The sequence below is a fragment of the Acinetobacter sp. NIPH 1852 genome (genome assembly GCF_022549455.1).
Classification (GTDB): Bacteria; Pseudomonadota; Gammaproteobacteria; order Pseudomonadales; family Moraxellaceae; genus Acinetobacter.
This window is the reverse complement of the sequence record NZ_JAKZGG010000027.1, coordinates 1-23,279: the sequence shown is the minus strand read 5'-3', so window position 1 is coordinate 23,279 and position 23,279 is coordinate 1. Positions and strand designations below refer to the sequence as shown.

General features: G+C 40.0%; 21 protein-coding genes and 1 tRNA gene. 1 reads left to right on the top strand and 21 read right to left on the bottom strand.

Translation table 11 applies throughout. From position 1 onward, the window contains the following. Window positions 1-33 precede the first annotated feature (33 nt). The 20 genes from MMO38_RS15770 to MMO38_RS15675 form a co-directional block, all read right to left on the bottom strand. Entirely contained in the window at window positions 34-735 is a 702-nt protein-coding gene (locus tag MMO38_RS15770; RefSeq protein ID WP_004669059.1) for a SprT family zinc-dependent metalloprotease, read from the bottom strand. Next, complete coding sequence (locus MMO38_RS15765) at window positions 735-3,827, bottom strand: type I restriction endonuclease subunit R (RefSeq protein ID WP_151833978.1); 3,093 nt, start codon at window positions 3,825-3,827, stop codon at window positions 735-737. The genes MMO38_RS15770 and MMO38_RS15765 overlap by 1 nt, the downstream gene beginning before the upstream one ends. A gap of 13 nt (window positions 3,828-3,840) precedes the next feature. Further along, on the bottom strand, window positions 3,841-5,061 hold the full coding sequence (locus MMO38_RS15760; RefSeq protein WP_032051732.1) for an RNA-binding domain-containing protein: 1,221 nt from the start codon (window positions 5,059-5,061) through the stop codon (window positions 3,841-3,843). A 26-nt stretch (window positions 5,062-5,087) separates the two neighbouring features. After that, window positions 5,088-7,748 carry a TrlF family AAA-like ATPase gene (locus MMO38_RS15755; RefSeq protein ID WP_241324115.1) on the bottom strand — a complete coding sequence of 887 codons (2,661 nt, stop codon included), beginning with the start codon at window positions 7,746-7,748 and terminating at the stop codon, window positions 5,088-5,090. Between the two features lie 11 nt (window positions 7,749-7,759). Continuing rightward, window positions 7,760-9,133, bottom strand: a complete 1,374-nt coding sequence (locus MMO38_RS15750; RefSeq protein ID WP_241324114.1) for a restriction endonuclease subunit S — start codon at window positions 9,131-9,133, stop codon at window positions 7,760-7,762. Further along, entirely contained in the window at window positions 9,130-11,550 is a 2,421-nt protein-coding gene (locus tag MMO38_RS15745; protein ID WP_241324113.1) for a type I restriction-modification system subunit M, read from the bottom strand. The genes MMO38_RS15750 and MMO38_RS15745 overlap by 4 nt, the downstream gene beginning before the upstream one ends. A gap of 108 nt (window positions 11,551-11,658) precedes the next feature. Next, window positions 11,659-11,925 carry a DUF4258 domain-containing protein gene (locus MMO38_RS15740; protein WP_004669069.1) on the bottom strand — a complete coding sequence of 89 codons (267 nt, stop codon included), beginning with the start codon at window positions 11,923-11,925 and terminating at the stop codon, window positions 11,659-11,661. A 10-nt stretch (window positions 11,926-11,935) separates the two neighbouring features. Further along, entirely contained in the window at window positions 11,936-13,216 is a 1,281-nt protein-coding gene (locus MMO38_RS15735; RefSeq protein WP_241324112.1) for an N-6 DNA methylase, read from the bottom strand. Window positions 13,217-13,224: 8 nt separating this feature from the next. Next, window positions 13,225-13,812, bottom strand: a complete 588-nt coding sequence (locus MMO38_RS15730) for a restriction endonuclease subunit S (protein WP_241324111.1) — start codon at window positions 13,810-13,812, stop codon at window positions 13,225-13,227. 145 nt (window positions 13,813-13,957) lie between these two features. Continuing rightward, window positions 13,958-14,857: a hydrolase or metal-binding protein gene (locus tag MMO38_RS15725; protein WP_151833973.1), complete on the bottom strand. Its 900-nt coding sequence runs from the start codon at window positions 14,855-14,857 to the stop codon at window positions 13,958-13,960. 142 nt (window positions 14,858-14,999) lie between these two features. Then, window positions 15,000-16,079: a lambda-exonuclease family protein gene (locus tag MMO38_RS15720; RefSeq protein WP_151833972.1), complete on the bottom strand. Its 1,080-nt coding sequence runs from the start codon at window positions 16,077-16,079 to the stop codon at window positions 15,000-15,002. A 144-nt stretch (window positions 16,080-16,223) separates the two neighbouring features. After that, entirely contained in the window at window positions 16,224-17,261 is a 1,038-nt protein-coding gene (locus tag MMO38_RS15715) for a DUF932 domain-containing protein (RefSeq protein ID WP_241324110.1), read from the bottom strand. A 111-nt stretch (window positions 17,262-17,372) separates the two neighbouring features. Further along, entirely contained in the window at window positions 17,373-17,672 is a 300-nt protein-coding gene (locus tag MMO38_RS15710; protein WP_004960801.1) for a hypothetical protein, read from the bottom strand. A 140-nt stretch (window positions 17,673-17,812) separates the two neighbouring features. Beyond that, a complete protein-coding gene (locus MMO38_RS15705) occupies window positions 17,813-18,193 on the bottom strand; it encodes a hypothetical protein (RefSeq protein WP_004960803.1) in 381 nt (126 codons plus the stop codon). Window positions 18,194-18,204: 11 nt separating this feature from the next. Continuing rightward, window positions 18,205-18,786, bottom strand: a complete 582-nt coding sequence (locus MMO38_RS15700; RefSeq protein WP_241324109.1) for a hypothetical protein — start codon at window positions 18,784-18,786, stop codon at window positions 18,205-18,207. A 17-nt stretch (window positions 18,787-18,803) separates the two neighbouring features. Then, window positions 18,804-19,064, bottom strand: a complete 261-nt coding sequence (locus tag MMO38_RS15695; RefSeq protein ID WP_241324121.1) for a hypothetical protein — start codon at window positions 19,062-19,064, stop codon at window positions 18,804-18,806. 670 nt (window positions 19,065-19,734) lie between these two features. Next, window positions 19,735-20,103, bottom strand: coding sequence for a glyoxalase superfamily protein (locus MMO38_RS15690; protein ID WP_104426623.1), 369 nt, complete (start codon window positions 20,101-20,103; stop codon window positions 19,735-19,737). 32 nt (window positions 20,104-20,135) lie between these two features. Beyond that, window positions 20,136-20,516 carry a hypothetical protein gene (locus tag MMO38_RS15685; protein WP_195726407.1) on the bottom strand — a complete coding sequence of 127 codons (381 nt, stop codon included), beginning with the start codon at window positions 20,514-20,516 and terminating at the stop codon, window positions 20,136-20,138. Then, window positions 20,513-20,980, bottom strand: a complete 468-nt coding sequence (locus tag MMO38_RS15680; RefSeq protein ID WP_061518814.1) for a hypothetical protein — start codon at window positions 20,978-20,980, stop codon at window positions 20,513-20,515. Before MMO38_RS15680 ends, MMO38_RS15685 begins: the two co-directional genes overlap by 4 nt. A 69-nt stretch (window positions 20,981-21,049) precedes the next feature. Next, window positions 21,050-21,559, bottom strand: a complete 510-nt coding sequence (locus tag MMO38_RS15675; protein WP_347006118.1) for a diguanylate cyclase — start codon at window positions 21,557-21,559, stop codon at window positions 21,050-21,052. Between the two features lie 544 nt (window positions 21,560-22,103). Between MMO38_RS15675 and MMO38_RS15670 the strand changes: the two genes are divergently transcribed. Further along, window positions 22,104-22,967 carry an IS982 family transposase gene (locus tag MMO38_RS15670; protein WP_002122622.1) on the top strand — a complete coding sequence of 288 codons (864 nt, stop codon included), beginning with the start codon at window positions 22,104-22,106 and terminating at the stop codon, window positions 22,965-22,967. A 221-nt stretch (window positions 22,968-23,188) separates the two neighbouring features. Here the strand turns inward: MMO38_RS15670 and MMO38_RS15665 are convergent. Then, window positions 23,189-23,278, bottom strand: a tRNA-Ser gene (locus tag MMO38_RS15665). Between the last annotated feature and the right edge of the window lies 1 nt (window position 23,279).

Below are 23,279 nucleotides of genomic sequence, written 5' to 3'. Positions count from 1 at the left end.
CGTCTGACCTTGAGCCAGATAAGGCGCATATATTTAGGAGGTTAAAGGTAAACTATTCAACAAAGCCTTTCGCTCACGCCATTGGGGAAGAAACCGATCCATATACATTACAAAACGATCATTATGATGACGCTCAATTAAATGCACCAGTTCATGCACAAGAATAAACTCCAAACATTCAACTGGTTTTTTCGCCAATTCTAAATTCAGCCATATTCTTTTCGACAATGGATTAGCACTCCCCCAACGGGTTTTCATTTTACGAATACCAATAAAACTTGGTTCTACACCAATTCTAGTAAGTAAAGATGAACAGCGTAAATTAAGTTTTTCCTGTAGTTGCATTCGATAAAATGCTTCTAGTAATTTCTGTTTATTTTGGGTTGAGGTAGTTGCATGAACATACATATCAAGCCGATTAGCATGGGAAAATTCAATGCGATGCTGTCCAGATGTTGCCACAATATTTAAGCGATATTTTTTCCCCCAAACATAATGGCATTCCCCACTGACCATTTCTCGGATTGATTGACGAGATTGATTAAGAAAAGCCGATTGCTGTTTCTTTATCCATGGAATACGACTAATTACCGCCATGCGTATAGCCGTATCAGACATAGTAATAGGAGCAGATACCCTGACTTTTCCATCTGGTGGCAACACACTCAAATGTAAGTTCTTGATTGCCTTATGGTGCAGCTCTACCTCAAGCTCACCAATATGTAGCCATTGCATCACCAATATTCTCGTTGCGCTTTAGCAAGCTCCATGACACTTTGAATATCAATATCATAGCCTTTTGTGTCTTGCTGTATTGCAAATGCAATTTCACGTTCTTTAAATTTATCGCCCACCCAATCTGCCTTTTTAGTATAGCGAATAACACTATCAATCTTTGTGGCTAGTAACTCATCCTTTCCAAAATTATCATATAACGCTCGTTTAGCACTACTATCCATAGAGCTAGGATAATGTGATGTGCTTTTTTCAGGGCGAATAATTTTACTAGATAAATCACGGATATGTTTTAAATATTCTTGATATTCAATGGCTTTTTGACGACGTAATTCTATCAATTCATCTAACAAAACTGACATTTGTTCGTAGTATTTTGGATTCACGGGGTTTTCATCAATAATTGTTTTACGAACATTATTTTCGATAGTTTCAGCCATCGCTTGTTCGTCATTGCGAATATCTTTAGGCAATGCATCCAACGCATCTGCACCTTTTTCCACAATCAACTCTATCAAGCCTAACTCTTCAAAGTCCATCAATACTTCGCTGTCTTCAGCACGAATATACATATCGAGTAGATGACGCATAGCAGGCTCAAAACGTTTCATGTCAAGCAAATCGCCGCTAGCAATTTTGACTTCATCACGCACTTTTTCAAAATGTATGACTTCGGCTCGAATAGTTACAATCTGCTGTTCATTATAGCCAGCCTCTTGCATTTCATTGGCAATATTTGCAAAAGCACGGATGAGCTTCACCACATTTTGATAAAGCGCTAAACGGAGAGCTTCCTTTTCAATGAGTTCATCTTGATTATGCCCTGATTCCCCGCAAAAATAATGAATATAGTCCTGAGTGTTTCGAGGTGCTTTAACAGGCTCACACAATGCCTTGACCATTTCTAAAGCAGTATCTAAATCTAATTTAGCCTGCTGTAAACGGTCTTTTAATAATCCTTCAACGTCGTCCTTATCATAACCATCAAAAGCCTCCTGAGTATAATCAGAAATAGCTTGGTCTATAGATTTAAATAAGTCTTTATAATCGACAATATAACCATATTCTTTATCATCACCGTCCAAGCGATTGACCCGACAAATCGCTTGGAATAAATTGTGATCTGCCATGTGTTTATCAATATACAAATAGCTTGCTGATGGCGCATCAAAACCTGTTAAAAGCTTATCCACTACAATCAATAATTTCATCTGTGAAGGTTCGTCAATAAAACGTTTTTTAACAGATGTCTCAAACTCTTCGACAAGGCTTGCTGCTTCTTCTTCCGTTTTCTCGAAATAATCCGCTAGCATTTTGCGGTAAATATCATATTTAAATAGTTTTTCGGTGAGTCCTTCGCCTGTTTCTTCACCTTTGATACTGGCAGGGGTCGGCTGAAAACTAGTCACAATAGCAACTTTACCAGCCAAATCAGTCTGGCTAAACATTTCGTAAGCCTTACATGCCTGATAGACACTGGAACAAACCAATATGGCATTACCATGCCCATCCATCAAGCGTGGCTTTGTTTCCATATCCAGTAAAATATCATTTACGATTTGCTGTAAACGAGATTTACTTGATAAGACCTTTTGCATTGTTCCCCATTTCTGTTTAAGTTGGGTTTTTGCTAGGCGTGACAGCCCACGAGTCTTTGCTTCAAACCATTCATCAATTTTTTTCTGTGAACTAATATTTTGGTCAATATCTCGTGCTTCATAACGCAAATCAAGAACAACACCATCAGCAACCGCTTCATCAAATTTATAGGTATGAATATAGGAACCAAATACTTCTATTGATTTCTGTTTATCCTTTTTCATCAAAGGTGTACCCGTAAAACCAATGAACATGGCTTCGGGTAAAATCGCTTTCATTGCCTCGTGTAATTTACCTGATTGGGTACGATGGCATTCATCAACAAAAACAAATACATTACCTTTAGCTTTAAAGTCTTTAGGCATGGATTGTTTGAGCTGTTCAATAAATTCATTCGTTGCAGCATCATCGTCTGCGTCTGAAGAACGACCAAATTTATGCACCAATGAACACATAAGCCAAGGGGTTGGCTGATTCAGTGTTGCAACCAAATCCACACCACTTTTTGTACGATAAATTTCTTCTTCTACACCAGTAAAGACTTTCTCAATTTGCTCATCCAACTCAGTTCGATCTGTGACAATAAGTACACGGCTATCACTGACATTTTCTCGTATCCATTTAGCTAACCACACCATTGTCAGACTCTTACCTGACCCTTGGGTATGCCAAATAATACCACCCTCTCGTTTGGCAATACGTTGCTTTGCAGCTTCAATACCGAAAAACTGATTATGTCGGCAAGTTTTTTTCACACCCGCATCAAAGACTATAAAATCATGAATGATTTGCAAAAACCGTTGTTTATTACACATTCTACCTAAATGATAATCGAGTTTATGTCCCTCTACGTGATTAAGCTCTTCTTTCCATTCCAGATAATATTTTTCAGGTGTTTCAATCATGCCATAGCGCAATCCTTGTGTGTCATTACCTGCCATCACCAGTTGTATTGTGCTAAAAAAATTACGGATAAAATCTTTTTTTTGATTATCTAAATTTTGTCGAATGCCCTCAGATACATCAACCAATGAACGTTTCAGCTCTAATACACCCAAAGCAATCCCATTGATATATAGCACAATATCTGGGCGTTTTTTATTTTCACCTTTAATATAAACTTCTTCAGCAATTGCAAAATCATTTGCTTCAGGATGATGCCAATCAATGAGCCAAACGGTTTGATTTAGTTCACCAGCACCTTCTTTATCTTTAACTCCGTAACGCAATAAGCGATATACATCTTTATTGGCATAATAAAGTTTTTTGCCTTCACCCAATGCAGTTGCAGTATCGAGTTGGCGCATGGTTCTATTAATCAAAGCATCACTGATACCACGTTTTTTAAGCCAAGCAATTAAAATGTCGTGTTCAATATTTTTATTGTCATTTCTATCTTGCCAATCGCCTAAATAACGATAGCCTAATTGTTGCTGAAAAAAATGCACCACTCGATTTTGGGTAATGCGTTCACGCTGACCGACTTGGCTCATTTTTTATCCTTATCTAGCGATACAAAACTGTTTTTAAATAATCTTCTGTAAGTTCAAATTCAGGTTCTTTACCTGTTAAGGCTTTAGTCAAAGGTACAATTTTTGTTCTTACGCCCATACCACGATAATCAACATAACCATAATCACGTAGGACCTCCATCACAATGGTATTACGAGGCGAACGCTGACCTGCTTTCATTTTTTCTACAGTCATTGAATTGGGTAATGTGCCTGGACTAATAATTTCAAGCCGATTTGAATAAGCAGAAACCTCAATTTCTACAAAACGTGTCCAATCACGGTGAGCCAAAGCATTAATCAATGCTTCACGCACAGCTTCAAGAGCATAAAACCAGTGCATTTCTCGTCTTAACTCCTCATTCACATGAGCAGATTCTTGAGAAATAAATGGAGTCATTGCCTCCATAAAACGTTCAATTACACCACCATCAACTAAACGTTTATCCCCCTGATCAATATCCCAACGACCAACCATTGGACCATCAATAATTTCATCAAGTGCAGCTTGATATTCCTTATCATCACCCTGAAAAGCCATCACTCTTAAACCAGCTTGTTTTAAATAGCGTCGTGGATTTTTACCAAATAAAATCAAGCCTGCAATCGTACAGCAAATATTGCCAGCAGCTTCGGTCAGAAAACCCAATCCAAGTAATCTCGCTTGCCAAGCCTCTGTTGATTGTGGGACATCAGGGTCACGCAAAATATCTCGAATATAATTCATCAATCGAGCATCATCTAAACAACTCATATCAGTACGGGGTACGGGCATCACTTCTGTATGTAACATGCCACCCAACTCAAACAAACGCATTTGCTGTTCTCGAGTTGCTAAGCGTGAGGTTGTACCAACACGAATATAGATTTCCTCTTTCCCACTATGACGCAGCACGTAAGGCTTAGAAATACCTATTGGAAAACTTACTACCGCAACCGTTTTACCATCATCAAGTTTAACCTCTTCGTAAAAAGGTAAAATCATTGGATGAATTTTATTTTGAAATATATTCATCACCCATTCTTCTAAGTCTGGTCTTTGTATACTACTCACCGTGCCATCATCTTCCACTCCTAGCAGTACGCGCCCACCTTGAAAGTTCGCCATAGCAACCACTTCTTTCGCTAGTTGCTCAGGACGAATATCATCGCGTTTAAACTCAACACCTGAATTTTCACCGTTGGCAATTAGTTCCAACAACTCAGTTTTTAACATTATCTTCTACCTAAAACCTATACCTATTAATTAAAACCATATTTTTCACGACGTTGATTAAATGCACTTTTTCCGCCTTCTAATATATCGGCTGCCAACTCTTGAACTTTTGGTACATCAATCGCACCTTGTTGATCTGGCAGAATCATCCCTTTGTTGTCTTGAACACTTAACACACCAATCCATTCTGCGTCACCAAATACAGGAATATTCGCATTATGTGTAGCAAAGAGAAATTGACGACTAAGTTTAGCTCTACGAAGCTCTGCAACAATGCGTTCGGCAATAAATGCGTTATCCAAATTATCTTCAGGCTGATCAAGAATCAACGGGTCTTGATTATCTAAAAGCAATAAATGTAAGACTGCTGTACATTGCTGTCCTGTAGAAAGTTCATCAATCGGTCGAAAAATAGCATCACGTTCACCATGAGTTACATTAAGTTCAATGGTCATGGTATCTGGCAACAGTAACTCTTCTATTTCTAATAATTTTTGCTCTGGCAAATGTATTAGAGCCCGTACAACTGAATTAGGTATACTGAATTTTCTTTCTAACTCCGTTTCACCATCTCGAATGGTGGCGGCAAGGTTCGCTGGTGAAAATTCTTGTTCTAATACCCAAGCAAGTCGTTTAAGTCCAACACCTTCTAAACTACATGTGTTTAGAAAATCAACCAATGGCTGACGATTCCCTTCGGGTTGTAAAGTAAGTTTAACTTTTTGATCTAGCTTTCGATTTAATCGTTTCACTGACTTTTGCATACTACTTGCTCGAGCAGTAGTATGCTGATCTAGTTCTAACAATAGTTTTTTGCGCTGACTATATAACTCATCAATTTGAGCCTGTCGGTTTTGTAATGTTATTTGCTTTGGACGGATCTGTTCAATTTGCTTCAATAAAGCCTGATATTCAACACCAATTTGTCGACCTGTCTTCCCTTGACTAGCAGGTATTTCCTTGAAAGCATTTTCTAAATGTCCTTCTTCATCTTTCTGCTTTTCAATTAATGTTTGTTGAATTGGTAATAACTGTATGCTTGTAGTCTGAACAAGCTGTTCCAACTGTCCCAATTGCTGAGTCAAGTCGAGTTTTAGCTTTTCCAAAATACCGCGCTGCTGTTTTAACAAATCCGCATGAGGCAAGCCTTCCAAACTTGCATCACTGATAAAAATAGTATCAGGTAAACTATCTTTAAGAGTTTCTATCGCTGTTTTTACACGACTTACTTCCTCGCTCACTCGTTCATTTAACTGTTTTTCTTTTTCCAATTTAGGGATGATTTTAAGTTTTTCCTCAATTCCTAAAGTCTGAAACTGTTTAACTTGTTCAAGTAATTTGGGCAGACGCTCTACCTCTGCTTCAATATCATCTTTTTGACTCAATGCACGGCTTATAGATTCTCGATTTTCTTTGAGCCTTGCGAACACTTTCGTTATATCCGCATCAAAATGCTGATGTTCACCTTCCAAAAAACGCTCAATCAGTTGGTTACGGCTTGCCTCATCTCGTGTCATCTCATAAATTTCATTTTGTCCGTACAACTCAAGATCAGGCAACAAATCTGCTGGATGATAAGGTGAAATATTACCCTGCTCATCAACCACAACAGGCTGATTTCCATATTTACGGCTGATCGAGAATCTACGACCATGCATAGTTGCTGAACGAAGCGTAATTTCAACCATACCCCGTTCTTTGCCTAAATTGCTTTCAATGACACTTTTATGCTGTTTTAGGGCATTTTGAGTTTTGGGTTCTAAATCAAAAGCATAACGAATGCATTCGAGCAGAGTTGACTTACCCGTACCACGGCCACCAATAACCGCATTCAAGTGATCTGACAATTCAATATCAAGCCCATCAAGATAGCCACCAACAAATCGAATCCGTTCTATTGCAGAGGCATAGCTTTCAGGCTTGTCAGAGTTTAAGCGAACTCTTGATCCTGCATCTAAAAATGCTTGCTTAAATGATGTAAAACATGGTTTAGTCATTTTGATTAAGCAAGATGCAACATCTTTTTGAATATCACTCGGTTTTGCCACATCAGCCGCATTAATGGCTGCCATCTCCCGCTCTCGACAATAATTGGGATCTTTATTCAAGAAGACTTTACGATAGAAGTCATTTTCAATACCAAGTAAATCTTCAATAGAGCTAGGAATCTGGGCTGCCAATAAACCTTTATGCTGCCAAACATGATTCATTCTTCGCTTTAATACACCATCGTCATTGGTACAGTGAGCTGCATAAATAAAACCACCAATTTCATTTACTTTATCAATTAATTGACTCGATGATAAATTGGTAGGCAAAATCCCATCCTCTGGATCAAGCAAATCCAAACGCCCTAAAATACGTTCTAACTCTTGGCATGTTTTAGACTCGTCAAACAAACACACAAAATGAATCTTTTCGCTAGAAGCAATTTCAAAACCTGGGAAGACCACTATTCCATTTTGGTTGAACAGGTTTCTGAGTGCATCTATCTGATCTACTGAGCCATGATCTGCTAAACCAATCACTTCAATCCCAGCTTCTAAAGCAGCATTAAGCAACTGTTGATTATATTCAGCTTCAGACAAACTTTGCTCTTGTCCACGATACTGAATATAACCCACTGGATTGACCTGCAAGGCACACTTAAAAAAACGTGCTTTTTTATAATTCTGTTGTTCAAGCATATTCACACTCCTCATGCTTCAGGTTGCACCAATCGTGTTTTCCCCGTCAGCAGCTCCTGCATCATACCTTGTTTAATTTGACGAGTTTTATTCAGGCGTTTTTCTAATGCCTGAATTTCGCTGTCCATATCAGATAAGATAGTAGCGATAGCGGTTTGTTCTTGGATTGATGGATAAGGGACAGAAATCCGTCCTAATGCACCTCTTGATATACGTTTATGCGTAGTTCCACCAACTTGTTCCAATACCGATTTGAACCACACATCAAAGGAAAAATACTGCACATAAAATTTACGGTCAGCTAAATAAGAAGATGGTCTAAATATTGTAACATCTACAGAAGTGATAACTCTTTGCTCTCCAATATTATAAAATATACAAGCTCGTCCAGCAGGTTCAGCTAATCGACAGATAAGCAAGTCACCTTTCTGCAATTCTTTACATTTGAGTTTTTCAAAAGATGTAGGATAAATATATTTTTTTGTATCTTTTTCTACATATTGTCCTATGCCAATATTTCCTGTTTGAATGAGTCTAATACCTCTGTCAGTAATATGTTCTGCCTCTACCCAATCTCCATCATCAAACTGGGATTTTTGTTTTTCAGCCAATTCATATACTGTTTTAACCCCCCAATCCTTTGGAATCTCCCCCAGTTCACTTTGTTTAAATCCTTTTTTTGTACCATCTTCACACAGAGCGAATTGTGGTAAACGAGTTTTACCTGTTAAAAGTTGCTGCATCGTTGCGGTTTTAATCGCTTGTTTTTTAGAAATGATTTTTTCTAGCTCGCAGATTAAAGCATCAACATCAGATAGTGCGGTAGCGATGGCTGTTTGTTCATTGATTGGAGGTAAAGGAATAAGATATTTCTTTAAACTAGACATCGAAATTGCAGGTTGCGCACCAGTTGTCGTTATATCATCAAGGCTGCCTTTCGTATAAAGATCCCACAATAATTGCCAAATAAAATATGTATGATGTTTTGACTCATCCACAGTTATTTTAAGCGCATTACCAGATAAAATTCCAACAACATGTTCTTTTGGCAAAATAGCACTTGCTCCACAACGTGCTCCAATTTTTGCCATAACTATATCACTAGGATTCACAGCACTTCTTTTCTCTTGGCGAAATTTTTCCTCATCAACAAAAAGGTAATTATCAACCTGAAAAGTACCATCAGTAACAAAACCACTTGTAATAATAGGAATTCCGCTTTTTCGATAATGTTCTGTCTTTAAGTTAGAACCGAAAGGTCCATCAACAATGCAATATTTCCTACCTTTAGGACAAACACTTTCAAGCGAATCACATGACCAATCCTCAGGAATCACACCAATTTCGGTTTTTTTATAACCTTGTGGTATCTTCTCCTCCCTCATAGTGACCACTCCAAACCCATCGCTTTTAAATGCTGAGCTACTTTATCGCTTAAACTATCAACATTTTTGCTAATTTGTGGCAAAGGTTCTGCATAACGCTCATCCAACTCTTTCACTCGATTAGCAAGTTGTTGTGTGACTCGCTCAATTTCCGCTTTAATATTAGCTTTCAGTGTCGCAAGCCATTTATCCTCGACCACAAGGGTTTTAATCGCTTGCTCATCAAGCTGTGGATATTTTTGAAAAACTGCCAGATCCAAAGCATCCTGTAAGTCTTTGACTGCTTTTTTCAATGTACTTTCTTGCTCAAATAGTTTTTGCACCTGCTTTAACACACTGATTTCTTCAGCATCTTTACTCACTTTTAAACGAGTTTTGACCGTGGCAGCCGTGACTTTATTTTTATCATTCAGTGCATCGACCAATAAGCCCTCATCACCACTATGCTCTTCAATAAAGCTCTCCAACTCTTGGCTAATGCTGTCAAGTTCGGCTTGTTGTGTATCAATCTTATTTTGTTCTACTGCAAAATAACGTGCCACGATCAAAGACGGTGCAATAATTTCAGCTTTGTATTTATCTTTATTGATCACCAGATCAGGACTTTCTTTGAGTTTTTCACCTTTGATGACAAGCAGTTTTTTTAATACTTTGGCAGAGTTCCAACCATCTTGACTCAAAATAAATACATCGTCCTGCATGACGCTATCCCAATAATCCATCAAGATCTGATAAATATCGTATTTACTTAACAATTGCATATCGGCATAACTGTCGAGTAAATCCTCACTGATACGATGAATAATGGCTTTGGGTTGTTCGCCCACTTGAATATTTCCAAGTGCTGCACGTTCACACCAAGCGGTAAATGGCTGCAAACTCTGCTCAGCAAAAGATTTAAATTCAGGGTGATTTAAAATTGTGCTTTTGACTTGCGCCGCCTCAACCAATGACTTTACATAACCCTCTCGATCATCAACAAAAAGCGTTGTGCGAATCGTTGGAAATACTTTCCAATACGCATTTAAGGCTTCGATATCACGCTGTGGAATCCCACCTTGTAAATGAGCCGTTAAATCTTGAATGTCTTCAGCTTCACTGGAATCAATATAACGAGGAATATTCAGGTTATATTCATTATCAGCAATTTCAGCTAAAGTCACCATACGGCTATAACGTGGTAATTCAAGCTGCTTGCTGAATACATCCACCACTTTGTGAATATCTTGACTACGTAAACGGTTTTTATTGCCATCCTTGATAAAGCCCTTGCTGGCATCAATCATGAAAATGCCTGTTCGTGCTTGGGCATTTTCTTTATCCATCACGATAATACAAGCAGGGATTCCCGTACCGTAGAATAAGTTGGCAGGCAAACCAATAATGCCTTTAATATAGCCTTGCTTAATCAGGTTTTCACGAATACGAGCTTCTGCATTACCACGGAACAGCACACCATGCGGTAAAATAACCGCACCTTTACCTGTACTTTTTAAACTTTTAAGAATATGCAATAAAAACGCATAGTCACCATTTTTCTCAGGAGGTACGCCCCACACAAAACGCTCAAATTTATCGTGTTCAGGATTAATCCCACTCGTCCAGTTTTTACTGGAAAATGGCGGATTGGCCACAGCAAAATCAAAGGTTTTAAGTTGCCCGTTGCCATCTTTCCATTGTGGGTCGGCAATTGTATTACCTTGCCAAATTTTAGCGGTCGCATTGTCATGCAAAATCATGTTCATACGAGCCAACGCACTGGTCGCATTGTCCATTTCCTGACCATAAATAGACAAACCTCGAGGAGCTTCATCACTAGCTTTTAATAACAATGAACCTGAACCACAGGTCGGGTCATAAACACTAGCATCTTGTGGTGTATCATGACGAATTCCAATAACTTTTGCTAAAATACGAGAAACTTCAGCAGGCGTGTAAAATTGTCCTTTAGACTTACCCGACTCGGTTGCAAAGTGACGCATTAAATATTCATAAGCGTCACCGAGTAGGTCATCGCCCTCAGCTCGATTTGATGATAAATCCAGCCCCTCAAAAATCCCAATCAGCTTAGACAAACGGTCTTGCATCTCCTTGCCTTTACCAAGCTTGTCTTCATCATTAAAATCAGCAACATCAATCACGCCTTTCAGATCATTTTCTTCTGCCAATAATGCAATGATTTTATTGATCTTATCGCCAATTTCTTTATCACCTTTAAGTTTAAGCATATCGTCAAAACTCGCACCCTCTGGTACGACAATCATGCTATACGGATTACTTTTATATTTATCAGACACATATTTCATAAAAAGCAAGGTCAACACATAATCTTTGTACTGGCTGGCATCCATACCACCACGTAACTCATCACAACTTGCCCATAAGGAAGAATAAAGTTCTGTTTTCTTAATCGCCATGTTTGTTCGTTTCTCTATGTCATTTGTTCAAATAAATGATTAATTGGATAATCTATTCAAAATTTAGAAAATAGTAGTTTAGCTAAACCACTATTTAGGTACCTTAAATCAATATGCCATTTTGCGGCTATCAAAATCGTAAGCTGTCAATAAAGATTCACCCTCAGCGACAACTACTATGCCACCTTTATCTCTCAATTTTTTAGCCGTTCTCAATTTACGCTCTAAATCACCAATGGATTGCTCAATCATTTTACGATTAAGCACCCATCTATCACCTTTTGTCTCGCCAAAATCCAAAGTAAAGTCAATCATATCTTTGGTAATTCCACGTTTAGTCATTCTTTTTTGTGCATGGTGGGTTACTTGCATCATAATTATCTCCTCAAACTTCACTCAAAATCTGATTAAAAATTTGTTGAGCTTTCTCATATTCAAGCTGCGCCTGAATAAGCTTGTCACTCTCAGCTTTTAAGTCTAGCTTTGTTTCTTCAATCTCAGAGGCAAAATACTCATTACAGTGTAAATTGTATTTATTTTCCTTAATCTGCTGTAATGAGATGGTTTGACTAATCTGTGAATCAGCCTCAATCCCCATAACCAAATTACGAATTAAAGTGATGTCTTCTGGCATTAATGTCGTCTGCGAACGAGTACGCTGACCTAGAGTTCGTGCATCTACAAAACGCACCACTCCATTAGTGTCTTTGGCTTTATTTAAAACTAAAAGCACTGTTTCAATATTGGTATTACTAAGCAACTTTTCAGGCAATTGTATTACGGCTTCAACCCAATCTTTTTCAATTAATTTCTCTCTTAAAGCAGCATCATAGCCACCACGAAACAACCAACCAGGTATAATTTGTAAAAATGCTCGCCCAGTGTCATTTAGCTGATATAAGGCTTGCTGAATCCATAGACTTTCTGAGGCACTCGATGGTATAGATTTTCCCAAATGAATATCTCTAATGTATGCAGTATTTTCTACCAACTGAGACTGAATTCTTAAACCAAATGGTGGTGTACTCGCTACAATATCAACATCATAAGAAGTTTCATTGTGCGTTAAGGTATCTGCAACCTGTAAATCCACATCTATGTTGGACATTTTAAACAATAATGCAGTAATGCCCACAACCGTTTGATTGATATCCCTTAAGATCGCTTTCTTAGGGTTCAACCTATTCGCAATCATCCCAATCCCACATGCGCCATCATAAAGTACAGCATCAGAACAATCACCTATTAAGGCTTGGAATAATGCAATCACCGATTCTGAACTGCTGTAAAAAGACCCTAAAGAAGATGGATTAAGACCAACCCATTCCTGTAAAAGATCTACAATCTGCCGCCCAAATTCATCAGTTGAAGTGCATTCACCATAAAAAGTAATAAGAGACCGAAGTATGTCTGAATATGAATGTGCAGCAGCTTTTAAAACTGGAGCATTCACCCAAATTAAATTATGTCTTTGAACAAAATCTTGAAAATATTTCAATATTTCATTTTCACCTGTACTCGATACAGTTTTCACTGCATCAAACTCTGCATATACGCTATAGCTCGTTAAACTCAGAATTTCAGGGATTTGATCCACTGATAAAGTTGTTTTAAGTATCTCAAACGTTTTAAAAAACTGTTTTTTTACTTCAGCATTAAGATTCATACAGCCTCCTACTCTGCCATTAATTTTTGAATTGCAGCATTTGCAGTAATTTTTTGCTGCATCTGCAATACCTTAAGGCTTTTTAAGGTCTCGATATTCTGTTTAAAGATTTGTGCAATTTTGTTTTGTACTGCTAAATCAGGAACTCTTAAATCAATATCTTTAATTTTTCGAGCAGGAACATTTTTTATTGTTGCACCTGTACTTAAAGAATCTAGTGTTTTTTGACCAAGCTCGCTATTGAGAAATGCAACAATAACTTCTGGTAATACATAGTTCAGGTTAGCCGTTAAAACCAAACAGTTCGGTGAAGCAATTAAATCTTTATCAATATCCTGCTGATTTACAATTGCAGCACGCATATTTGACCCTCTAGACATCAAAATAATATCACCAGCTTTTAGAGCATTATCATGTAATTTTTCAGCAGAAACATATACATACTTTAACTCCGCATCAACAAAGTCTAAATCACCTAATTCAGAAATATTAGCACCATTAACCAAACCTACTTGTGTAAGGTTATTTACACCCTCATCAGTGGTTTCAAATTGAGCCACACCCACCTTTACACTTAATATATTTCCTAGTTTCATCAAAACTCCAAAATAGTTTTATTAGTACGATTTATTAAAGAAATCATAAAACATCACGCTTAATTCGTCAATAGTTTTATTAGTACTTTTTTAAAAGTAGCAAAAAAATAATGAAAGATACTGTTGTACCTTTCATCACTAGTAGCTAGTTCAAAGCCTGCACTGACTGCTGCAACCCTTTCTTAATATCCTGAACATGGCTTAGGTCATGCACTGGTATCTGGTCTTGTTGCTGGTTGTCCTCTGCATAAAACTCCTCCAGCAAATCTAATCCCTCCTCAGCATTCACCTCAAATCGTGCATTACCATAACCCTGCCGTGCCATTTGATCTAAAGCAGCCTGATTAAAACCACACAACTTACTTTTCTGATCAATTTCTTTAGCTGTTTGAATCGCCTCTTGTAAATGAACTTCATCCCGTAAAGTCAAATCCACGTAATACACAGGTGTACGATAGCTTTGCGCAGTAGATTTGCCTCTCAGCGTGAGTTGTAAAGGTAGGCATGAAAGCAAGCCATTCGATGCTGCATGGTAGTAGTTCAATCTCGCAGCCAAAGTACGGATACTATTAAAGCCTGTGGTTCTAAAGATGAATGTGCCGAGTTCATCCGATTCATCTAAATTGACATGCAAACGCCCATAAGGTTTACAGTTTCCGCCTTGTGCTAATGGGCATAAATCAGGGGATGGACATGGATGTTGTTCTACCCCTTGATTAGTCAGTCGTTGGCAGGTTTCACCATTACCCACACAAACGGGACGTCCTGTCTGACGATCAAATAAACTGTATTCCGCCCGTAGATTCAGTTCAGGATCATTAAAGATCATACGGACTGGAATTGAACGGAGTTTTTGATTGGGTGCTTTAGCTCGAAGTTGTTCATCAAGTGGATGTTTCACCCAACCACTATCCTTATTTTGGATTTGGCTGGTAATGGTGAATTGGTCATCCTTTTCAGGGATGCGCTTGCCATTCTTTTCCACCATTTTACCGATACTGATTCGCCCGAGTATTGGTGGTGTGATTGCTAGACCTTTAATCATGGTGCTTTCCTCTTCTGTTTAAATGAGTTTCAGTGTTTGTTTAAAATGAAAGTGGTATAAAAAAATCCCATGCGCTGTGGCATGGGATTTTTGAGTAGAGCTTGAGGTGCTGCTTGTGAATTGCACTTAGGCTAAAGCGACTTCAATCATCCTTGCTGTATATATTGAAACGTCGTGAACCTTGCTTAGTTTGTGGGAATTGATTGAGATATTCAGGATGTGATTTGAGTAAAGCCTTGCTATCTAAGCTGATCGAATCCTTCGACTTTTTCCATGTCACTGAGCCTACTTTAAAGGTGGCACGTTCAGCCTCCTGCATCTTGGCTTGAAGTTGGTGCTTCAGCAGATCGAACTGCTCCTGATGCTTGTCAATTTGGCTCCGAGCTTGAAGCAGTTGCTCAAACTGTTGATTAGCCTGCTCATCCTCAGATAGATCTGTGGTGCTAAGCGGCACATGTTCTGGATAGAGCTGCTGTAAAGCTTTGGCTGCCGATTCACTGGCATCCACTGCTGGCGGAACGTCATTTTCAACACACTCCCAAAACAGCCGTTCTGCCTGAATGATCTGTTCAATCAGGGCTTCATTACGACTGACTTTGTAGATTTTAGTTTCCTGCCCACACAGCAACACACAAATATGTGCCGCTTGTTTACCTGTCACGGCCAGTTGGTGTTGTACCTGACACAACACGTATAACGGCACACCATCTCGCCACAGTTTGGCACCATATTCCCCTGCGGTTTTACATTCTAGGATTTGCACGTCTTCATTGCCCACAACGGCATAATCCAAGTTTGCCAACATAAAGGCTTTGTCAGGATCAGGATGCTGTAACACCGCATTGACCCGACGGACTTTATTATTGGTGTGCATGCTGTAATATTCTGCGACCAAGGGTTCTAGCTGCTTGCCCCAATATAAAGGTGCATGCCCTGAGCTTTCATCATCGATGTTTTGCTGTACCCGTCCTGTTTTAATCATCCACAGTTCTAGCATCGACATATAGGGATTCAAGCCACAGGCGGCTGCGGCATCACTGCTGCCTATTCCCTGCTTGCGCACTTCCAGCCATGCCTGATAGTCCAGTTGTTTGGTGTTGATCAGACGTTTGGCATTTAAGCTGCGTTTTGAACCTGATTGACTTTGTTTAGGCTTGTCATTGGCTATAGTTGGTAAATACTGAGATTGAGACGTTACTGTTGGGTTTATAATCTGATTCATGGGTTTATCCTTCTATCATTGATTTTAAAACGGCATAAAAAAAGCCACATCCGAAGATGTGGCAAAGAGGGATCGTTGATTAGGAGGACACTTGATCGTGCTGATCACATGCCCTGATGATAAAATCTCAAGATTAAATCAAGCTTAAGCAGCCAAGTGTAAAGCTTGTTCCAATCCACGTTGTTTCAATGCTGCGCCTGCACCAAACCAAGCAGAGTCAAGGCGGTGATCGGTACTCATCGCGCGACGTTCATGATCTACAAATTCGGTGATTGCACAAAGCAGTCCATAGGCGGTGTCTTTGGCTGAAGATAAGTCTGCCCCACGTCCCTGCCCATTAAACATATTCATGACTTTGGTCATGGCACGTCCATTCGGTTCAGTTTTATTGGGTTGTGGATTGGCTTGAGACGCGACATTACGGTAGTACTGAATAATGTTATCCTCCTGTTCCATCGCACTTAGGCTATTGTTGTTAAATACCGCATCAAAATAAGCTGCTGCTTCTTTCTGGGTGACTTTACGTTGGGTAAGTTGTTTCATTTCATACATGTGGTCGTACCATGTTTTCACTGAAATACCGAGTTGATCTTTGACTTTGTCGGCATCAAACTTAGTACTGTGCGGTACTTTGACCACGCCTGCATTGGAACTCTGCCCTCGTAAGGCAATCGCTAAGGTGTTATTGCACACCACACGGATATTGGTGAATTGTGCGGTGGTGGCTAAAGTACCATCACATGCGGTTGCTAGCAGAATATAGCCATTGCTGACATCCCCACCTTTCAATTCTGCAGTTTGTCCTGTACGTGCCAAAGCCCAGAACTTTTTCCCACCTTTTAGGACACCTGCGGTTTCCAGTTCAAAGCCTGATTGCTCAGTTAGATCACGGTAGAATTCCAGAATTTCCATCGGTTGGACTTCCTGATAACGCTGACTGACCACGGATAAAGGGGCATGCGTATCTGAACGATACAGTACCCGTTGTTCTTCATACGGCATGATGATGCTTTGCCCACGCGCGTTTTGAGCCATGTAACTGACATTGGAGGATTCAATACGCCAGTCCATGCCTGCTTGTTTGGCCCAGACTTCAATTGGTTGGTTTTGGCTAAGTTGATTGCCCAGACCGTGCCAAGGGGTTTGTCCGACATACGCCATTTGTTCAAGTTGATGTGCCATTTTGATTATTCCTTAAATAAAAGTGAAAGATGTAAAGATGCAGAAATGTGCTGTAAGGGTTTAAACAATCCATCTATTTAAAGATGTAACCGTGTAAAGTCAGAGATGCGATTACGGCACCCATGCAAACGCTTGTTGGCAATCCAAACAGAGATACTGCTCGGCATTGCTGTAATATTTTTCATAGCAGTACTGACTGACAATAACCAATACACCACCCACCACAACACCGATGGCTGCGCCTGTAAAAGGCGGGAATCCTGCCTTTTTGGCAAGCTGCATGCCGAACAGCGCCATCTGTGTCGGTGAAATACAGCGTTGCAGTTGTTCGAAATAGTTGGCGTTTGCATGACTTGAATCAGTCTGTCTGACATGGGTGGACTGACAATAGGGGCATTGAATTAAGGACATTGAATATTCCTTGTTAAATGAATTGGGTACGAAAAGCTGAATTGAGGGCATAAAAAAACCGTGCCCATTGAGGACACGGTTTGATTTGGTGTTTCATCTAAATTTAAATGCTGTGTTTTAACATTTAGAATGCAAGACGGTTATTGAAAGCTATAGCTTGCAGTGCCTTTATCTGTTTCGACATCAACCTGCACCACATTACTGTAGCTACAGTCTGTTAATTTCAGTCTTAAACGTTGCCCCATCTTAAAATGCTGCGGATATTCCAATGATCGACGATAGCCTTCATAACGACATTGTCCATGATTGACAGAAACATGGCTGACATCGATAGGCTCTGCAATATTGGAACGGATGGTCAATACTGTAGCGGATTGATTTTGGGCATACCAGTTACTGGTATCAATTACATCGAGTTCGACCGTAAACGTGTTTGGATCAAGGCCAGCATTACAGCCACTCAACATGATGCCTGTCGTTGTAGTCACTGCGAGGAGTAAGGGTTTTAAAAGTTGCTTCATCAAGTTCATCCTTAGCAGTAGTTATAGCTCACGCCATAATCGCCTGTATTTAAATCAATGCTAGCCAGATGGATTTCACAGTCTGTGCCATTATCAAATTTATAGACGTAGTAGCGATTACCCGCTTGCTCCGACTCCAGTGCGCCATGTTCTTGCAAGCTAAAGTCTTGCACTGATTTGCCTGTATCTTTTGCGGCTTTGGCAAAGATATAGCCTTGATACTTGTCTATATTGTCCTGCTCAAATTCAGGCAGTTCATCATAAGGCAGCATCGACAGTAAGGTATCCACCGCCTTAAGGTTTTGATCAAACTCAAAACTCAGCAATTCAGGTTCATGATCTGATGGACTCAAACGCTTGCTTCCCGTGGTCAATTCTTTGACATCGATCCCATCCACTTCTGCTGCTGCAATCTCAGTGGATACTGCTTCTGAACTGGCGGATTCTAAAGGTTGTGCAGAGCTGACCTCAGAAGTACTGGCTGGAACCGTTTTTTCAGTTGCGTGTTTAGGGCTAAAGAAGTAGAAGCCTGCGATGCTGATCAAGGTCAGGGCTAAGATTGCCGCCAAGCCCAAGATGGTTTTTTGGTTCATTTGAATGTTCCCCTCATTTAGTTGGGCACAGTGACTTGACCATTCTGCGCATTAAAGTGAACAAAGCGTGGACAACCACCTTGAAAGTTCACCGTAAAATTACGCCAACCACGGTTGCCAGGATTGGTTTTATAAAGACATTGATAAACCCCACCGCCTGTATGACGTGCTTGAACAAGGTAGGATTCACTGGCTTGTGCAAACCAGCCTGCCTGCGCCAATGATGCGCCTGCAAGTAGTGATGAAATCAGGGTCATTTTTAGGAAAGTTTTAAACATCATCATTTTCTCTTTTTATAGGCATCACTGGTCTTGGTCTTAATCAGACACAGTGTTCCCCATGTCATAAATGTTGGAATGAATATCTATGTTTTTTGAAGTGTTATAGACGATAAAGCACACAAATCTACGCCCCTCAAAACAGCATGAGAGATTCATCTTCATATCGGTAATATGTACTTGAAAAAGTTTTATTCTTAGAAAGTCATGGACACAGCTATGCATTGACTGCACGGCATCAGGTCTAATCACCCAACGGCACAAACATGAAAAAAGAGAAATGTAAAAGACGGTATTGATGTAAGCGCATGGCGTACTCCTTAGGTAATAGAGCTCCACCACAACCACTGTCAATTGATGGTGGCAGAACGAGAAAGGGTTGACAGACTGAACCTAAGAATCAGCACGCCCGAAGGCGTCCCTCCCCCGTCCTACCGCAACGCAGGAGGGACGAACGAGTTCGCCACCAAAAAATTACTTTTTGATGTTCTTAGGTAAGGGTCTGTCAAAACCCGCTGACGATGTAGGTCAGCAGGCTAAGGATAATCTGCACGGTGGAGAGCGTCAAGTAAGCTAAGCGAATGGATAGCTGAAAATATTTAACCTGAGTTCGACTAACTCAGGTGGCGTACTAATGGAGTGGAAGGGGTGCTTTTTTTGGGGACGAATGTTAGGTACTGATGGCATTCGTGAAAGTAATATTGTTACCGAATGGATCGGCGATGGACATATTCTTGCTGCCCCAAGGCATATCTTGGATGCCTGGCTTGGCAAACTTATAATTCTTTTGATTTAGTTCCTTGCAGTAAGATTCTAGCTCATCTGTTTCAATGTTGATGGCACAGCCCGGACTACATTCCCCATGGTGTTCTGTTAGCAGCAAAATACATTGTCCTTTTGATACCTGCATGTAAAGAGGCGCGTCATCGGAGTCCCGATGTTCAAAGTCGATATTGAACCCCAAAAATTCAACATAAAATTCTTTGGCTTTGTTTTCATCAAATATTCTTATAAGAGGGGCTATTCTGGTAAATGCCATTTTTTGTTTCCTTTGGTTGCATAACACCTGAGTTAGGCAGCAGGCCCTAGCGCATGGCGGAGATTGGAAGGTAAGCGCTGTTGACCGTCTGATCGAAGTTCAGCATCATCAAACGCCATGTACACCCCCCACATAAACTCGGGGATTCGGTTGTTGCAGATTGCATAGCCAGCAAGATTGTTTATAGCCACGTCTGTTTCTTCGAACGACCCTTCACCAGATAAGAATTTTTCCGCGATAAACCTGGCAAGAGAGTCAACAAGTTCTGATTTTTCTGCAATTGAATAGACATCGATCACTTTCGAAAATCGGTTAATGAGCTCGTCATCTGGTCTGGGGTGCAGGCAGATTTTGTAAAGAGTATCGAGGATGTTCGTCATGCTGCCTAACGCCTGAGTTAGGTTGCCACTCATGGAATGATCTTGAAAGAATTGCTGGTCATGCGCTCTACGGGAACTTGTGGTGAGCGGATGTCAGCGCTTTGATGGACTCCTCCGACCAGTGCTGTGTACCGCACGGTCGTGTCTAATTCCGGAGAGCCATCACTAAGTTCCACGACAAAGCTAAGTGTCGCTTTGGCTGGAATGATGATGCTTTGGGATAAGCAACCATTCGACACGCCGCCCCAAGAAATGTGCGGCGCGCCGACCGCACGCAACGAAACAACGACATGTTCATTGCAGTTGACGATGTACAGACTCTCGTCCCTTGCAGTGACCGAGATCTTCACCTTTCTCCCTGGCAATGGCTCGGCCAGGACGTTTGTAGCCGATTGGAAAGCGGTCTCGCTTTTGGAAGGAGGCGAGCCGGGCGATGGCGAGTCATAACGTGAGCACCCAGCGAGGATTGCTATAACGATGACGACAAGAAACTTCATGGCAACCTAACGCTCAAGTTCACCGGACTGGCGAAGCCAGTTCCGGTGCAACGCCTTGTTAGATGACATCTAAAACTCAGTATGAACTGTATTGTTGCCACCAAGATGTTTGGCCTGATACATAGCGGCATCGGCTTTTCTAGTAAACAAAGATGGAGTCGAGCGTGCTGGAGGAACGCCTGTGCAAACACCAAGACTAACTGTTACACACTCTGAAACTTTTGATTTCTCATGTTTAATTGCCAAATCATAAATAGCTTGGCGCATTTTTTCAGCCCGTTCAATAAATGGCGGCGCGTCGTTTTGTAAAGATGATACAATTACAAATTCTTCTCCGCCATAACGCGCAACAATGTCGGAACCACGGGAGAAAAAGCTGCTAATTTTTTGTGCAACTAATCTCAATGTTGTATCACCTTCAAGATGGCCATAATGATCGTTATAAAGTTTGAAACAGTCAATGTCAATAAACGCGACGGCAATTTTTGCTTTTAATCTTTCATGCACTGACCATGAGCGATTCAGATGCTCTTCAAAATACCGTCTGTTGTGTAGCTGTGTCAGTGGGTCACGAACAATAAGTTCTTCAAGTTGTTTATTTTTCTCTATGAGAAGTTGATTCTGACGCTCGATATGTTGCTCGTGACGGACACGTTCAGTTACATCTTTTTGAATTCCGATAAAGTGAGTAACAGCATGGTTTTCATCAAAAACAGGTGAGAGGCTTAGCTCGTTCCAAAAGGGCTCTCCATTTTTTTTGCGATTGTGTAAAACAACACGACACGATTGATTTGCTCGTAGTGCCTGACGAATAGTATTTAATGACTCTTGTTCATGGTTGCTTATATTTAAAAAACGACAGTCTCTACCTAATATCTCGTCGAGCGTGTAACCAGTTAGTGTCTGAAAAGCGGGATTGACGTAAATGATTGGCCTATCTTCCTCCCCCCCCCGGACTCTGTGATGACGACACCGTCGTTAGTGGCTAGTAATGCGGCTTCCAGAAGTTTAAGGGGAATCATATATTTAACCTGAGTTCGATATAAAAAAAGAGTAGAAAAAAAGCCCTGTTTTTGTAACATATTGGTTCTCAAGACAAAATGTTATAAAACAAGGCTTCTCAATGGATCATATTACCGAATTATTTTGTATTTTGGATGATTTCTGCAAAAAATTTAATGAATCTTTAGAGAAAGCTTTAATTTCTAATCAAAAAACCAAGTTGAAAAAGTCAGCTTTAAGCTTGTCCGAAGCAATGACCATTGTCATTTTATTTCATCAATCCGGTTTTAGATTCTTCAAATATTTTTATTGCCAAATGATCGTTCCATTCTGGAAATCTGCTTTTCCTAAACTGCTTAGCTACAACCGATTTATTGAAATCATGCCCCGTTGTTTGCAAGCTCTGAGTAGTTTCTTCCATCAGGTGAAAGGAAAAGATACGGGAATCAGTATCATTGACTCCACTAAATTGGTAGTTTGCCATAATCTTCGGATTAAAAGGCATCGTGTATTTAAAGGCTTGGCCGGTCGTGGAAAAAGTAGTACGGGTTGGTTTTATGGTTTTAAATTACATCTCGTTATCAATAATTTAGGTGAAATTATTAATCTCAAGCTGACATCGGGAAATGTTCATGATGTTGCTATATTAGAATCTTTAACTCAAGAATTAAAAGGGATCCTACTCGGAGACAAAGGCTATTTGAGCAAAGCAAAAGCCGAAGCTTTAGCAGCAAGAGGACTGAAAATATTGACCCCATCACGTCGGAATATGAAAAATAAACCCATCCAAACTGAAGAAGAAAAACAATTACTTTGCAGAAGAGGATTGATCGAAACAGTGAATGATCAATTAAAAAATTTACATCAACTTGAACATTCACGTCATCGTTCGGTAAATAACTTCATGGTGAATATCATGGCTGCTGTAGTGGCTTATTGTTTGAACCCCAATAAGCCAACTTTCCAAAATATGCTAAAAGGTTAAGTGGATTTCATCGAACTCAGGTTATTTAGAATTACGAGCCGTTATAATGGCACTATAAATTTAGTTTGATTTAGACACAGTTTTCTAAACTGCATTCCACCATCTTCCGAATACGACTCAAAAAAGCCGATTCAATCCAAAATTTTATGAGGGGTAGGTTGTGGGGTAAAATCATAGACAAGAAAAAAGCCCTTGTAATAACAAGGGCTTAATTCAAAATTTGGCGGAAGCGGTGAGATTCGAACTCACGGAGGACTCACACCCTCGTCGGTTTTCAAGACCGGTGCATTAAACCGCTCTGCCACGCTTCCA